Here is a 14,433-nt window from a genome sequence, read left to right on the forward strand (position 1 = left end):
CGACTATGCAGGCTTGACGCTCGTGAGCTGAAGCCAGATGTTCGCCGTCGAGCCGAAGACCGACGACTTGGGGCAGACCTGCTTGCCGTTGCGGTACATGTAGATGTTCGCCACCTTGCCGCCTCCGGAGACACCCGCCTCGATGCCCATCTTGGACAGCGACTCGTCCTCGTCGGCGACGGCGGCGATGATGCGCTCGCCGGTCGCGAAGTCGGTGTTCACGACCAGGTGGCAGCCGTCGACCTTGATGTTCACGATGCCCGGCGTGGCGTGGGTGCCGTTCGTCAGCGTGTGGATCTTCGGGCCGAGCCGGATGGGGCCGCCGCGCACGATCAGCTGATCGCCGGTGGCACCGGGCTCGGGAGCCGTCAACGCGTGCGCGACGGACGGGACGAGGAACGCGGCCGGGATGGCCGCAGCCATCACGAGAAGCGAGGCGCGCACGCGACGGCGTGGCTTCTCGGACGAGCTGAACGACATGGGTGAAACCCCCGGGAGAAGAGATGGAAGAACGACCTTCACATCGTTCAGGACCGCCCGCCTCTGCGTCGCAGTTCGTTGCGAAATGACTCGAAGTGACTAGGGCTGCGAGACCGGCTGCCTCCGAGGGTGTTGGTGCCACGCGGGACAATGGAAGGATGCCCACCTCGACCGACCTGCGCCTCCTGCTGCGGGGACCGGTCGACTTCGAGATCGGCGAGACTCCCGCCGAGTCGCGCTTCGTCTTCAGCGCGCCCGACGGTGAGGAGCGAGCCACTGCGAGCGAGTCCATCGGGCCGCTGAGCCAGGCCATCCGGACGATGAACGCCCACCCCACGGCGCGGGCCTGGGCCACGCCGGCGATCCTCGCGCTGCGCATCATGGCGCGAGGCCACCTCGCATCGCCGGACGCCTCGGAGCGCAGCCAGCTCCAGGACGCCGCCGGCCCTGTGGACCCCGATCCCGCGGCCGCCCAGGCCAAGGTGCGTGCCTTCCTCGAGGCGTTGGCCGTCGACGCGCCCGCGGTGGCCTCCATCCCCCAAGGTCGCGACGACGACGACGCGCCACCCGTCGTGCCGCGCGAGCCCCAGCGGCGGCGGCCGTTCATCGGCACGCTTCGCGTCCGGTTCCGAGACGAGCCGAGCGACGAGGCCATCGCCGACGTCGTGCTGCGGGTCAAGCCCACCGACGCCGCGTGGGCCGCCGTCGACATGGCCGACCTTTGGCGCCGCGACGACCATCACTTCGGGCCGGGGTCGCGACTGGCCGCGCGCACCCTCGTCACCAACCTCGCGTCGGCGTGGCCGCCGGCCGCTCGCCTGCTCGCCGAGCCGTCGCTCGGCAGCGTCGCCGTGACCGCCGACGAGCTCGCCGAGCTGGACACCTCCCGCCTCGCCGCCCTCCTCGCGGCGCACCGGGTGGACGTCGAGTGGCCGGGTGACCTGATTCGCGACCTCCGCCCGCGCGGGTCGGTGCGCCGGGTCGAGACGCCGGGCACGGACCGGCCCCGGGCGTTCTCCCGCGACCAGCTGTTCCGCTTCGACTGGCAGCTGGCGCTGGGCGACGACGTGCTGACGCCCACCGAGGTCGACGAGCTCGCGCGCTCGCAGCACGGCCTGATCCGGCTGCGCGACCAGTGGGTGCTCGTCGACCCGCAACGGCTGGGACACGTCCTGGAGCGCCGCAGTCGCGACCTCACGCCGTTCGAGGCGCTGAGGGCCGCCGCCACCGGCGAGGTGGAGGTGGACGGCGTCACCACCGAGGTCGACACCGAGGGCTGGCTCGACGAGGTGCGCCGCCGACTGGCCACCCGCCCGCACGACGCCAGCTCGCTCGGCCAGCCCGCGGCCCTGCACGGCGCGCTGCGCGACTACCAGCTCGACGGGGTGCGCTGGATGGCGCAGCTCGTCGACCTCGGGCTCGGCGGATGCCTTGCCGACGACATGGGCCTCGGCAAGACCGTCGTGCTCATCGCCCTGCACCTGCACCGGGTGGCGCAGGGTCACACCGCGCCGACGCTCGTCGTGTGCCCGGCGTCGGTGCTCGGCAACTGGGAGCGGGAGATCCAGCGGTTCGCGCCGGGCGTCCCGGTGCGCCGGTACCACGGCGCCGGCCGCTCCGTCGACGACGTGAGCGGCGGATTCGTCGTCACCACCTACGCCACCATGCGGCGCGACGCCCACCTGCTCGCCGACCACGATCCGGGCTGGGGCCTGGTGGTGGCCGACGAGGCGCAGAACGTGAAGAACGTCCGCGCCGGCGCCGCCCGCGCGCTGCGCACCATCCCGGCCGAGGCCCGGCTCGCACTCACCGGCACCCCCGTCGAGAACAACCTCGCCGAGCTCTGGGCGATCCTCGACTGGACCACGCCGGGGCTGCTCGGCACGCACGAGCACTTCCGACGGCGCTGGTCACGGCCGATCGAGGCGCGCCGCGACACCCGGCGGGCCGAGGACCTCGCGCGCCTCATCCGTCCGTTCGTGCTCCGCCGCCGCAAGTTCGACCCGGGCATCGCGCCGGAGCTGCCACCGAAGATCGAGACCGACTACCGCGTGAACCTCACCCGCGAGCAGGTCGGCCTCTACGAGGCCGTCGTCCGCGACACCCTCGCCGAGATCGAGTCCGCGCGCGGCATGCAGCGGCGCGGGCTGGTGGTGAAGCTCCTGACCCAGCTCAAGCAGATCTGCAACCACCCGGCGCAGTTCCTCCACCAACCCTCGGCGCGCCTCGACGGTCGGTCCGGCAAGCTGCGGCTCGTCGACGAGCTGGTGCCCGAGATCGTCGCGGAGGGCGGCGGCATCCTGCTGTTCACGCAGTACGCCCGAATGGGGTTCCTGCTGCGCCGCCATCTCGAGGAGCACGGGATCGGCGCCCAGTTCCTGCACGGCGGCACGCCCGTCCCCGGACGCGAGGACATGGTGCGGCGCTTCCAGGCCGGCGACGTCCCCGTGTTCGTCCTGTCGCTCAAGGCGGCGGGCACCGGGCTCAACCTCACCCGCGCCGACCATGTCATCCACTACGACCGCTGGTGGAACCCCGCCGTCGAGGACCAGGCCACCGACCGCGCCCACCGCATCGGCCAGACGCGTGCAGTGCAGGTGCACCGGCTGCTCAGCGAGGGGACCATCGAGGAGTCGATCGCCGAGCTCATCGCGTCGAAGCGCGAGGTGGCCGACGCCGTCGTGAACGCTGGCGAGGGCGCCCTCACCGAGCTGAGCGACGCCGAGCTGGCCGAGCTGGTGCGGCTGCGCGGTTGACGCTCACTTCTCGAGCGTGCCGAGCACCTCGCTGGTGAACGCGTTGGGCGTCATGTCGGCCCGGTCGACCGGCTGCGCGCCCATGCGCACGGCCACGATGCCCTTCGACGGCACCACCGAGATGATCTGCTTGCCGAACCCGAGCGCCCAGTACGCGTCGTCGGGAACGTCGGGCGCGAGCTGACCGTGGCGGCTCTTGTCGAGCGTGCCGCCGGTGGCCATCAGCGACCCGTCGACGATGCCGCGCCGGTTGACCCACCAGAGCAGGCCGTACGCGGCGTTCAGCGGCGACGACGCCTGGCCGACCGCCGCCTTCACGAAGTCGGACGACACGACCTGCTTGTCGTTCCAGCGGCCGTCGCGCATCATCAGCAGCCCCAGACGGGCCATGTCGCGGCAGGACGCGGAGACGCCGGAGAACGTCGTGGTGTGGCCCGACGCGTCGCTCCCCCACTGCGTGTTCGACATCCGCAGCGGCCGGAACAGCACCTGCTTGGCGTACTGGGCCGGTTCCACACCGGTAGCCGCCTTCAGGATGGCGGAGAGCGTCTGGATGGCCGAGTTGTTGTAGGCCCAGACCTGGCCGGGCGAGGCGTCCTGCTTGAGGCCGATCGCGAACGCGGTCTTGTCCTGCGCCTGCGCCACCATGCCGCGGTAGTCGGTCTGGATGTCCCAGTGCCGGCCCGACGTGTTGGACAGCAGGCTGCGGATGGTGACCTTCGCGGCCGGCGTGTCCTTCCACTCCGGGATGTACTTGGCGGCCGAGTCGTCGAGGTTCAGCAACCCCTTGTCGGCGGCGATGCCGACGAGCACCGACGTGTAGGACTTGGTGGCCGAGTAGGCGGGCTGCTCCGTGGTGGGGCCGGCGCCGTTCCAGTACGCCTCGTGCACGAGGCGGCCGTCGCGCGTGACGACGACGCACGCCGACTTCTGCTCCTCGGCGTCGGTGTCGAGCTGGTCGAGGGCCTCGGCGTCGAAGCCGGCCGACACCGGGTCGACCCGCGACCACTCGCCACCGGGGTACGGGGTGCCGGACGACGGCAGCTCGGTGGGCTCCGGCTTCGGGTCGCGACTGCTCGTGCAGGCCGCCACGAGCATGACCGCCACGACCGCAGGGATCCACCGTCTGATCAGCACGGGAACATCTTCCACCAGACGGCCAAGTCGTGCCCTAGGGTGCGGCTCGCTGCTCCGGTTCGAGGGGCGCGTGGCGCCGCGCTCGTCTGGCAAGGCAGAGGAGGGAGGCGCACCGGGGTTGTGCGGCGACCGACGATAACGCCGCCAGGCGAGATGCGGCGACGCGCGAACCCGGATCGGAGCAGGGAGTCGTGCCCTAAGGTGCGGGCATGCGCGCCCTCGACGACCGCTCCGGACGCATCGTCGTCGGCGTCGTGTTCGGCCTGACGGTCCTGCAGCTGATCATCGGCACCTTCGGCGGGCTCCAGCAGTTCGACGGCAAGGGGTTCGGCTACCGGCTCGCGGTCTACCCGGTCCTGATGCTGGTGGCCCCGGCCGTCTGGTGGTGGCTGAACCGAGAGCGCGACGTCGCGGTCCCCTGGGGTGCGTTCGCCCTGGTGATGGCACCGTTCCTCGTCGACGTCACCGGCAACACGCTCGACCTGTACGACACCGTCGACGTCTGGGACAACCTGAACCACTTCGCGAACTGGTGGCTGCTGCTCTGGGGCCTCGGCCTCCTGCTGGCGCCGTCGTTCCGCGGCTCGGCCTGGGGGCTCGCGCTCGTGGTGGTCGGGCTGGGCGCGGTGCTGGCGATCGGCTGGGAGATCGGCGAGTGGTACACCTTCATCCGTCGTGGCACCGAGCTCGACGGCGCCTACGAGGACACCCTGAGCGACGAGCTCCTCGGCACGCTGGGGGCCGCGTGCGCGGCGTTCTTCGTGGTTCGGAGCTCTGCCCGAACTAGACTTCAAGCGTGATCCCTGACCTGCTGCGCAGCCCAGGACCGCTCGGTCTGGCGCGCGAGATGGCCGGCATGCCCCCGATGTTCCTGACGCTCGCCCGTGGCTTCGACCGCGCCGTCGGAGCCAGTCCGCGGGGCGACGGCCACACGATCCTGGTGATCCCGGGCTTCACCGCGAACGACGCGACCACGATCCCGCTGCGGACGTACCTCGGCCGTCTCGGCTACCGCACGGACGGCTGGGGCCTGGGCTTCAACCTCGGCATCAAGCCGCAGGACGAGCCGAAGCTCGAGGCGCACGTCGAGCGGCTCGCGGCCGACGGTCCGATCACGATCATCGGCTGGAGCCTGGGCGGTGTCTTCGCGCGCGAGATGGCCCGGCGCCGGCCGGAGCTGGTCCGTCGCGTCATCACGCTGGGCACGCCGATCCGCGGCCGCGAGGGCACGGAGTGGATCGTGCGGGTGTTCAAGCTGCTGAATCCGGCGGCCAAGGACGAGCTCACCGACGAGGGCGCCGCCCGCCACGCGCTACCGATCGACGTGCCGATGACGGCGATCTACAGCCTGGGCGACGGGGTCGTCGCGGGCGGTGCCTGCCGCGTCCGCGAGGAGGACGAGGGCCCGGACGCAGAGAACGTCGAGGTCGACGCCACGCACATCGGCATGGGGTTCGATCTTGACGTCTTCCGGGTGATTGCCGACCGGCTCGCCGCGGACGCTGAGCAGCTGAGCCGGTCGGCCTGACCTCTTAGTGCATGCTGGCCGGCTGGTCGGCCTTGCTCGGCAGGAACAGCGACAGCGCGATCACGACGACGCCGAACAGGGCGCCGGCCACGAAGGCCCACTGCAGTCCGCCGATGAACGCCGCGTCGGCCGAGCTGCCGGAGGCGGCCAGGCTCTCGGTGCGGTTCTCGAGGATCACCACGAGCACCGCGGTGCCGACCGCACCGGCCACCTGCTGGAGGGTGCCGAGGATCGAGCTGCCGTGCGAGTAGAGCTCCTGCGGCAGGACGCCCATCGCCAGCGTGAACATCGGGGTGAAGATGCACGCGAGGCTGACCAGCAGGACGACGTGCTCGCCGAGGATGAGCGCGAACGGCGTGTCGGCGTCGACGCGGCTGAGGGCGGCCAGGGCACCGACCATGACGATGGAGCCCGGGATGACCAGCGGCCGAGAGCCGACCAGGTCGTACAGGTGGCCGACGCGCGGGCCGAGCAGGCCCATCACGATGCCGCCGGGCATCACCAGCGCGCCGGTCTGCATGGCCGACAGTCCGCGGATGTCCTGCAGGTACAGCGGGAGCAGGATCATCGAGCCGATGAAGGCCATGAAGGCGACCGACATGAGCAGCAGCGAGACGGTGAACGTGCGCGACTTGAGGGTGCGCAGGTCCATCAGCGGGCTGCCCGTGCGCTGCAGCCGCAGCTGGTAGGCGACGAACGCGGCGACGAGGACACCACCGACGGTGATGACCGTCGTCAGGAAGCCTGCACTGCGGGCGCCGACCTCGCTGAGGCCGTAGACCAAGGTGGCGAAGCCGCCGCCGGCGAGCGCGACGCTGAGCCAGGACACCGGGCCGGCCTGGACCTCACCGACGTTCTTCAGGTGCTTCAGCCCGAGCGCGGAGATGAGCAACGCGACCGGGAGCACGAAGAAGAAGATCAGCCGCCACGAGCCGGTGTGGAGGATGACGCCGGAGAGGACCGGGCCGAACGCGGGCGCGACCGAGATCGCGAGCATCACGTTGCCCATGACGCGTCCGCGGTCGTTCTCGGGCACGACCATCATCAGCGTGGTCATGAGGAGCGGCATCATCACCGCGGTGCCAGCGGCCTGGACGGCGCGCGCGACGAGGAGGACCTCGAACGTCGGCGCGACGGCGGCCAGCAGCGTGCCGGCGACGAACGTCGTCATCGCGACGGAGTACGCCTTGCGGGTGGGGACCCGCTGGAGGAACCAGCCGGTGATCGGGATGACCGCGGCCATCGTGAGCATGAAGATGCTCGACAGCCACTGCGCGGCGCGCGGGGTGACGTCGAAGTCGACCATCAGCCGCGGGATCGCGTTGATCATGATGGTCTCGTTGAGGATCACGACGAACGTCGAGGCCACCAGCAGCTTGATGATCAGTGGCGTCTTGAACGGGGCGTCCGCCGTGTCATCCGCCGGCTCGGGGATGACGTCGGTCTGCGTGCTCATCTCGGTTCCTTCGATCGGTGTGCGGTGCCCGGTTGGCTTCCCGCTCACCCATACGACGAACGAACCATCCCGAATACGACATCCAACCTAGGGATTTCCTCAGACATTCCTTGAGCAGCGAAAATTGTCGCCGAATCCCACCTGCAGGTCTGCTGAATTCCTCAACGGTTCATGAAGCCGGCCTCTGGTTGCTTCGGGAAACCGCCTCGGTCAGACCCGTGTCCTGATAGGAACAGAGGCGTGGCAACTGATAGCCGCGATCTGCGCACCGCCGCCATGGCGTGGTTGGACGAACGGCCCCATGAGCGGGTGGATTTCGCGTGGCTGTCTACGTTCGAATTCGACGGGCTCCGCGTTCCGCTGATGGATCGCCAGCGCGGGATCCGAAAGCCCGCTGGCATGGACGCGGCTTTGGCCATTCGAACCACTTTCACTCCGCCGGGACAGACGCCCCCGTACGCGGATGCGATCGGGCCGGACGGTCTGCAGCGCTACAAGTACCGCGGCGATGATCCGTCCCACCCGGAGAATGTCGCCCTCCGCCGCGCCTGGCAGATGAAGCTCCCGATCATGTGGTTCGTTGGAGTCGAGCCTGGACTTTACGAACCGCTCTACCCGGTCTGGGTCATTGGCGACTCGCCCCAGAACCTGGAGTTCACCCTTGCGCTCGATGCGGCACAGCGGCATTTCGACGCCACCTCAGTGGACTTGGATGAGGACTATCGCAGCTATATGGAGCGCCTCACGAAGATCCGATTGCATCAGAGGGTCTTTCGCACTCAAGTGCTCCTGGCCTATGAGAGCCACTGCGCGGTCTGCAACCTCGCTCACGAAAGTCTTCTCGACGCTGCACACATCATCGCCGACGGCCAGCCCGACGGATTGCCGGTCGTTCCAAACGGCCTAGCGATGTGCAAGATTCACCATGCTGCATTCGACAACAGGATCCTTGGCATTCGGCCGGACGACCTCACCCTGCACATCCGGCAGGACATCCTCGAAGAGATCGACGGCCCGATGCTCCGTCACGGACTGCAGGAGATGCACGACCGCCGGCTCATGCGGATTCCTCGGTCTCATGCCGCGCGACCTGACCAAGTTCGTCTCGAAGAGCGCTACCAGGAATTCCTCTCTGCCTAGCCGTTCGGACAAGAAATCAATCGACCTGGCGACCCGCATAGGGTCGCCAGGTCGATTCGTTCGTGCTGGGTCAGCTGCAGCCGCTGGTGCTGCCGCAGCCTTCGCAGACGTGGCAGGAGCCGGCGGGGCGCATCTTGGTGCCGCAGGTCATGCAGAGCGGGCTGTCGATCGCACCACCGGTGATCTCCTCCAGGAGCTCGGCGGAGGTGTGGGCGCCGCTGGGGGCGGGCCGGGTCGCTTCGGTCGCAGAGCTCCCTCCCGCGGCTTCGCCGCTAGCGACCGTGGGCTCGGCCTTCGTCGCCTCGCCGCTAGCGACCGCCTCGACCTCCGCCGGCTTCTCGGCCTGCTGCTCCTCGATCAGCTCGGCTGCCGTGGTGCCGCCCGAGATGGGCTGATGGGAGCCGGTGTCGAGGTAGCGCTGGCGCTCCTCGGCGGTGTAGATGCCGATGGCCGAGCGGGTGTCGAAGTCCAGGTAGTCCAGCGCCAGGCGACGGAACACGTAGTCCATGATCGACTGGCTCATCCGGACGTCCGGGTCGTCGGTGAGGCCCGCCGGCTCGAACTTCATGTTCGTGAACTTGCTGACGAACGTCTCCAGCGGCACGCCGTACTGCAGCGAGATGGAGATCGCGATCGAGAAGGCGTCCATCATGCCGGCGAGGGTCGAGCCCTGCTTGCCGAGCTTGAGGAAGATCTCGCCCAGCTCGCCGTTCTCGTGGGCACCGGAGGTCATGTAGCCCTCGGCGCCGCCCACGCTGAACGACGTGGTGATCGACTGGCGCGACTTCGGCAGCCGGCGACGGATCGGCTTCTCGACGACGACCGTCTTGACCTCCTCGTCGGCCTTCTTCGCCTTCGCGTCGCTCAGTGGCTGGCCCACCTTGCAGTTGTCGCGGTAGACCGCGAGCGCCTTCAGGCCGAGCTTCCAGCCCTGCAGGTAGACGTCGGCGATCTCCTCGACCGTCGAGCTCTCCGGCATGTTGACCGTCTTGCTGATCGCGCCGGACAGGAACGGCTGGCAGGCCGCCATCATCCGCACGTGGCCCATCGGCTTGATGGCCCGCTCGCCGACCGCGCAGTCGAAGACGTCGTAGTGCTCGGTCTTCAGGCCGGGGGCGTCGATGACGTGACCCTTGTCGGCGATGTACTCGACGATCGCCTCGATGGTCTCCTCGGTGTAGCCGAGCTTGCGCAGCGCCGACGGGATCGTCTGGTTGACGACCTGCAGCGAGCCGCCGCCGACGAGCTTCTTGAACTTGACCAGCGAGAAGTCCGGCTCGATGCCGGTGGTGTCGCAGTCCATCATGAAGCCGATGGTGCCGGTGGGCGCGAGCACGGACGCCTGGGCGTTGCGCCAGCCGTTCTTCTCGCCGACCTTCAGGTTCTGCGCCCACTGCTTGGTGGCCTCGCGCTGCACGGCGATGTCCATCGCGTGCAGCGTCTTGATGTCGTCGTTGGCCGCCAGGTGCTTGCGCATGACCCGGGTGTGCGGCGCCGCGTTCTGCGCGTAGCCGTCGTACGGGCCGACGACGCCGGCGAGCTCGGCCGAGCGACGGTACGAGGTGCCCGTCATCAGCGACGTGATGGCCGCCGCGAGGGCGCGGCCGCCGTCGGAGTCGTACGCCAGGCCCGACGCCATCAGCAGCGCGCCGAGGTTGGCGAAGCCGATGCCGAGCTGGCGGTACGCCCGCGTGGTCTCGCCGATCGCCTCGGTCGGGAAGTCCGCGAAGCAGATGGAGATGTCCATCGCGGTGATGATCAGCTCGGTGGCCTTCACGAACTTCTGGACGTCGAACGAGCCGTCGTCCTGCAGGAACTTCAGCAGGTTCAGGCTGGCGAGGTTGCAGCTGGAGTTGTCCAGGTGCATGTACTCGCTGCACGGGTTCGACGCCGTGATGCGGCCCGTCTCCGGCGTGGTGTGCCAGTCGTTGATCGTGGAGTCGTACTGGATGCCGGGGTCGGCGCACGCCCACGCGGCCTGGGCCATCTTGCCCCAGAGCTCGGCGGCGTCGATCTCCTCGATGACCTCACCGGTGGTGCGGGCGCGCAGGCCGAACGACGTCTTCTCCTCGACCGCCCGCATGAACTCGTCGTTCACGCGGACCGAGTTGTTGGCGTTCTGGTACTGGACGCTGGTGATGTCGCTGCCGCCGAGGTCCATGTCGAAGCCAGCGTCGCGCAGGACGCGGATCTTCTCCTCCTCGCGCTCCTTGGTCTCGACGAACTCGACGATGTCCGGGTGATCGACGTCGAGGACGACCATCTTGGCCGCGCGCCGCGTCGCGCCGCCCGACTTGATAGTGCCCGCCGAGGCGTCTGCACCACGCATGAAGGAGACCGGGCCGGACGCCGTGCCGCCGGAGGAGCGGAGCAGCTCCTTGCTCGAGCGGATGCGCGAGAGGTTGAGGCCCGCTCCGGAACCACCCTTGAAGATCAGGCCCTCCTCCCGGTACCAGTTCAGGATCGAGTCCATCGAGTCGTCCACCGCGAGGATGAAGCACGCCGACACCTGCTGGGGGCTGGACGTGCCGACGTTGAACCACACCGGGCTGTTGAAGCTGAAGATCTGGTGCAGGAGCATGTGCGTGAGCTCGTGCTCGAAGATCTCGGCGTCGGCGTCGGACGCGAAGTAGCCGTGCTCCTTGCCGGCCGCGGTGTACGTGAGCACGACGCGGTCGAGCAGCTGCCGCAGGCTCTGCTCGCGCTCCTCGGTGCCGACGGCGCCGCGGAAGTACTTGGTGGTGACGATCGTGGAGGCGTTGACGCTCCAGAAGTCGGGGAACTCCACGCCGCGCTGCTCGAAGACCGTCTCCCCGGTCTTCCAGTTGGTCTGCACCACGTCGCGTCGTTCCCACGTGACGGCGTCGTACGGGTGGACGCCCTCAGTCGTGTAGACGCGCTCGACGGTCAGGCCCTTGCCTGCTCGCTTGGCACTCTTGCGCGGTGACCCGGTGGGGTCGTTGACCGTCTCCGTCATGACATTGCTCCTGATTTCTCGCGGGGTGGGTGGTTCTACGTCTCGATGTTCTGGGTGTGCTCGCGCAGCTCGTCGTCCGCGTCCGCGGCCATCAGGCCGGCGATCTCGGCGGCGAAGTCGTCGACCGACTCGAAGCCCTTGTAGACGCTGGCGAAGCGGAGGTAGGCGACCTTGTCGAGCGCCTTGAGCGGCTCGAGCACGGCCAGGCCGACCTCGTGGGCGGCGACCTCGGCCGAACCGGCCTCGCGCAACGTGTCCTCGACCTGCTGGCCGAGGCGGGCGAGGTCGTCGTCGGAGACCGGGCGGCCCTTGCAGGCCTTCCGCACGCCGGCGACGGCCTTCTCACGGGTGAAGGGTTCGGTGGCGCCGGAGCGCTTGAGCACCGTCAGCTGCATCTGCTCGATGGTGGTGAAGCGCTTCTCGCACGCCGAGCAGACGCGACGACGCCGAATGGCCCCGCCCTCGTCGGCGACCCGGCTGTCGAGCACGCGGGTGTCGGTGTTCTTGCAGAACGGGCAGTGCATCGCGTGCTCCTCTCATACCGAAGGACGGCCGCCGCGGGGGCGATGGTGGGGAAAACTCTGTGGATTCAGCGTGGAAACTCTGTGGATCCGAGGGTCGGACCTGTGGGTGAAGGTCCTGATCCTGTGCACTAGATGTGGATGAAGCACATCCGTGTAACTACTAGATCTAGTGCCACCATACGCCCGGGAACCGGCTCGCACAACAGATTGCCGGAACGATCCGACACTTTTTCGGAGACGCCCTGTCCGCGCTGGTCAGGGCCCGTTCGAGCTCGTCCGCACCGGCGTGTCGTAGATCACTTTTTCCGGGAGAATTTCGCGTTCCCGCGCCGTCACTCCGCGGCAGGAGCATCGTTAGGGATACAGCGAGAACTCTTCGCTCACACTCCCCACCCCTCGGAGGCACCCCATGCGTCGCCGCATCACCCTCGTCCTCGCGGCGGCAGTTGCCGCCGTCACCGCCCTGACGGTCGCGCCGCCACCCGGCTCGGCCGCGACGGTCTACACCTACTTCGGCCAGGCCGGCGGAACCCAGATCCAGGCCCTCGGCACGCTGATCCGGTCCGACCTGACCGCCGAGGCGCACCTGCTCGGCAACAAGATCCCGGCCTCGGCGTCCAACCCCACGGCCGGAGTGAACGTCCCGGCGCTCGCCCGCGTCGGCGCGATCACCACCAACGTCGACTCGGCACACGGCGACGCCGGCGACACCATCACGTCCAAGGCGGAGATCGCCAACGTGTCGCTCCTCAACGGCGTGATCCGCGCCCAGGCCCTCACCACCAGCGCCACGGCGACGCACGACGGCGACGAGCTGAGCGGCTCGGGCGACACCCGTGTGGTCGGCCTCAAGGTCGGCAGCATCAAGGTCCCGATCGACGTCGCACCGAACACGACCATCAAGGTCGGCAACCTCGCCGAGGTCGTCATCAACGAGCAGAAGACGACGCGCGTCGGCGACAAGATCATCCAGGACGGGTCGGCTCTCAAGGTCACCCTGCTGCGCCCGAGGGGCAAGGCTCCGGTCGGCGCGACGATCACCGTCAACCCGGTTCGCGCGGCCTGGGGCCCGAGCATCCCGCCGAAGTCCCCGGCCCTCGGCGGCAACGCGTTCGGCGCGCTCGCCAAGGTCAAGGTCACCTCGGTCGAGGCCGTCTCCGGACCGGTCGCCTACACGCAGCTGCCGCCGTTCGGCACCTACGGCCAGGCGCTCGTGAACTCGACGGCCCGCTTCAGCCTCCCCGGCGTCCTGCGCGTCGGTGCGGTGGAGTCGATCAGCCAGGCCACCTCGGTGCCGCTGACCGCTGACGTGTCCAACAGCAACGAGGTCGCCCGACTCAACCTGCTGAACGGGGTCATCTCCGCCAGCGCCATCAAGGTGGTCGCGCACGCGAACCTCGACGCCGAGGGCGTCGTCACCGTCGACGGGCACATGGACACCGTCCACCTGAAGATCGGTGGCAACACGATCCCGATCGACGTCGCACCGAACACGACGATCGAGATCCCGAACGTGCTCAAGGTCGTGATCAACGAGCAGATCGTCTCGCCGGACGGGCGTCGGATCGACGTCACCGGCCTGCACATCACGCTGCTGAAGCCCGCGGGCGACCTCGGGGTCGGCGCGGACATCAGGGTCGCGTCCGCCACCTCGCTGATCTACTGAGGTAGCACCGAACCAGAACAGAAGGGCGCCGGCCGCGAGGCCGGCGCCCTTCTGCGTCTCGCCTCAGGCCGGCGGCAGGTCGACCGCGAGATAGGCCAGCGCGGCGTCGGTGAGCTCCGCCGCAGCGTTGCGGCTGCGCGAGGCGTTCGCCATCGCCTGCCGGACGAGCTCGCGCGGGTCGGCGCCGGCCGCGCGGATGGTGTCGTCGGACTCCTCCACCCATCGGGCGAACGTGTCGGTGGTGACCTCCGGGTGGAACTGCCACCCGATCGCCCGGCCGCCGAGGCTGTCGTCGACGATGCACTGCGGGCCGTACCAGGACGTGCCGAGCACCCGGGACGTCGGCGGCGGCACGAAGACGTCGCTGTGCAGCTGCGCCCACGGTCCTTCCGGGCAGAGGACGGGGTCGACGGTGTCGACGCGCTTCCAGCCGAGCTCGGGGTCGTCGGCGCGGTAGGACGTGCCGCCGAGCGCGCGGGCCAGGAGCTGCACGCCGTAGCAGATCGCCATGACGGGGACCTCCGCGCGCAGCGAGGCCCGGACGAGGGCCGACTCCCGGGCGACCGCGTCGGACCACCGTGGGTCGTGCGCCGCCTTGTGGGAACCGAGGAGGAGCACCAGGGCGGGGTCATCCAGGTCGTTGAACCCGGGGAGCGCGTCGCGGTCGAGCCAGACGATCTCTCCCCCGCGCTGCACCAGACGCTCGACGACGTAGCCGCCTTCGCGGTCGGTGGCGTCGGCGACGACGTGGAGCCTCATGCCTCCAGTG

General features: G+C 69.2%; 11 protein-coding genes. 5 read left to right on the forward strand and 6 right to left on the reverse strand.

Annotation, left to right across the window (positions count from 1 at the left end):
- Nucleotides 1-3: 3 nt before the first annotated feature.
- A complete protein-coding gene (locus FHP06_RS03155; protein WP_147683664.1) occupies nucleotides 4-480 on the reverse strand; it encodes a hypothetical protein in 477 nt (158 codons plus the stop codon).
- Nucleotides 481-638: 158 nt separating this feature from the next.
- Here FHP06_RS03155 and FHP06_RS03160 point away from each other — a divergent pair, with 158 nt between their 5' ends.
- The gene (locus tag FHP06_RS03160; RefSeq protein WP_147683666.1) at nucleotides 639-3,236 is read left to right on the forward strand and encodes a DEAD/DEAH box helicase; all 2,598 of its coding nucleotides are present in this window, start codon (nucleotides 639-641) and stop codon (nucleotides 3,234-3,236) included.
- A 3-nt stretch (nucleotides 3,237-3,239) separates the two neighbouring features.
- Here FHP06_RS03160 and FHP06_RS03165 read toward each other — a convergent pair whose 3' ends face one another.
- Nucleotides 3,240-4,373, reverse strand: coding sequence for a serine hydrolase domain-containing protein (locus FHP06_RS03165; RefSeq protein ID WP_147683668.1), 1,134 nt, complete (start codon nucleotides 4,371-4,373; stop codon nucleotides 3,240-3,242).
- A gap of 209 nt (nucleotides 4,374-4,582) precedes the next feature.
- Here FHP06_RS03165 and FHP06_RS03170 point away from each other — a divergent pair, with 209 nt between their 5' ends.
- The gene (locus tag FHP06_RS03170; protein WP_147683670.1) at nucleotides 4,583-5,173 is read left to right on the forward strand and encodes a hypothetical protein; all 591 of its coding nucleotides are present in this window, start codon (nucleotides 4,583-4,585) and stop codon (nucleotides 5,171-5,173) included.
- Complete coding sequence (locus FHP06_RS03175; RefSeq protein ID WP_147683672.1) at nucleotides 5,170-5,901, forward strand: esterase/lipase family protein; 732 nt, start codon at nucleotides 5,170-5,172, stop codon at nucleotides 5,899-5,901. The genes FHP06_RS03170 and FHP06_RS03175 overlap by 4 nt, the downstream gene beginning before the upstream one ends.
- A 4-nt stretch (nucleotides 5,902-5,905) precedes the next feature.
- On the opposite strand, the gene FHP06_RS03180 is transcribed toward FHP06_RS03175, so the two are convergent.
- A complete protein-coding gene (locus FHP06_RS03180) occupies nucleotides 5,906-7,357 on the reverse strand; it encodes an MDR family MFS transporter (protein ID WP_147683674.1) in 1,452 nt (483 codons plus the stop codon).
- A 240-nt stretch (nucleotides 7,358-7,597) separates the two neighbouring features.
- On the opposite strand from FHP06_RS03180, the gene FHP06_RS03185 reads away from it, so the two are divergent.
- Nucleotides 7,598-8,497, forward strand: coding sequence for an HNH endonuclease (locus FHP06_RS03185; RefSeq protein WP_187271754.1), 900 nt, complete (start codon nucleotides 7,598-7,600; stop codon nucleotides 8,495-8,497).
- Nucleotides 8,498-8,567: 70 nt separating this feature from the next.
- On the opposite strand, the gene FHP06_RS03190 is transcribed toward FHP06_RS03185, so the two are convergent.
- Nucleotides 8,568-11,474, reverse strand: a complete 2,907-nt coding sequence (locus tag FHP06_RS03190) for a vitamin B12-dependent ribonucleotide reductase (RefSeq protein WP_147683678.1) — start codon at nucleotides 11,472-11,474, stop codon at nucleotides 8,568-8,570.
- Between the two features lie 35 nt (nucleotides 11,475-11,509).
- Nucleotides 11,510-11,998, reverse strand: a complete 489-nt coding sequence (nrdR, locus tag FHP06_RS03195; protein ID WP_147683680.1) for a transcriptional regulator NrdR — start codon at nucleotides 11,996-11,998, stop codon at nucleotides 11,510-11,512.
- Between the two features lie 409 nt (nucleotides 11,999-12,407).
- Between nrdR and FHP06_RS03200 the strand changes: the two genes are divergently transcribed.
- Nucleotides 12,408-13,664 (forward strand): choice-of-anchor P family protein, encoded by a 1,257-nt coding sequence (locus FHP06_RS03200; RefSeq protein WP_147683682.1) that lies wholly within the window; start codon nucleotides 12,408-12,410, stop codon nucleotides 13,662-13,664.
- A gap of 63 nt (nucleotides 13,665-13,727) precedes the next feature.
- Here the strand turns inward: FHP06_RS03200 and FHP06_RS03205 are convergent, their stop codons facing one another.
- Nucleotides 13,728-14,423 (reverse strand): type 1 glutamine amidotransferase, encoded by a 696-nt coding sequence (locus FHP06_RS03205; RefSeq protein ID WP_147683684.1) that lies wholly within the window; start codon nucleotides 14,421-14,423, stop codon nucleotides 13,728-13,730.
- Nucleotides 14,424-14,433: the final 10 nt, after the last annotated feature.

This window comes from Aeromicrobium terrae (genome assembly GCF_008039565.1).
In the GTDB taxonomy this organism is placed as follows: Bacteria; Actinomycetota; Actinomycetes; order Propionibacteriales; family Nocardioidaceae; genus Aeromicrobium; species Aeromicrobium terrae.

Excerpts from the sequence above, each read along its gene's own strand:
- FHP06_RS03160 (WP_147683666.1), top strand. The coding sequence starts at position 639 with ATGCCCACCTCGACCGACCTGCGCCTCCTGCTGCGGGGACCGGTCGAC.
- nrdR (WP_147683680.1), bottom strand. The coding sequence starts at position 11,998 with ATGCACTGCCCGTTCTGCAAGAACACCGACACCCGCGTGCTCGACAGC.
- FHP06_RS03170 (WP_147683670.1), top strand. The coding sequence starts at position 4,583 with ATGCGCGCCCTCGACGACCGCTCCGGACGCATCGTCGTCGGCGTCGTG.
- FHP06_RS03205 (WP_147683684.1), bottom strand. The coding sequence starts at position 14,423 with ATGAGGCTCCACGTCGTCGCCGACGCCACCGACCGCGAAGGCGGCTAC.
- FHP06_RS03180 (WP_147683674.1), bottom strand. The coding sequence starts at position 7,357 with ATGAGCACGCAGACCGACGTCATCCCCGAGCCGGCGGATGACACGGCG.
- FHP06_RS03200 (WP_147683682.1), top strand. The coding sequence starts at position 12,408 with ATGCGTCGCCGCATCACCCTCGTCCTCGCGGCGGCAGTTGCCGCCGTC.
- FHP06_RS03190 (WP_147683678.1), bottom strand. The coding sequence starts at position 11,474 with ATGACGGAGACGGTCAACGACCCCACCGGGTCACCGCGCAAGAGTGCC.
- FHP06_RS03155 (WP_147683664.1), bottom strand. The coding sequence starts at position 480 with ATGTCGTTCAGCTCGTCCGAGAAGCCACGCCGTCGCGTGCGCGCCTCG.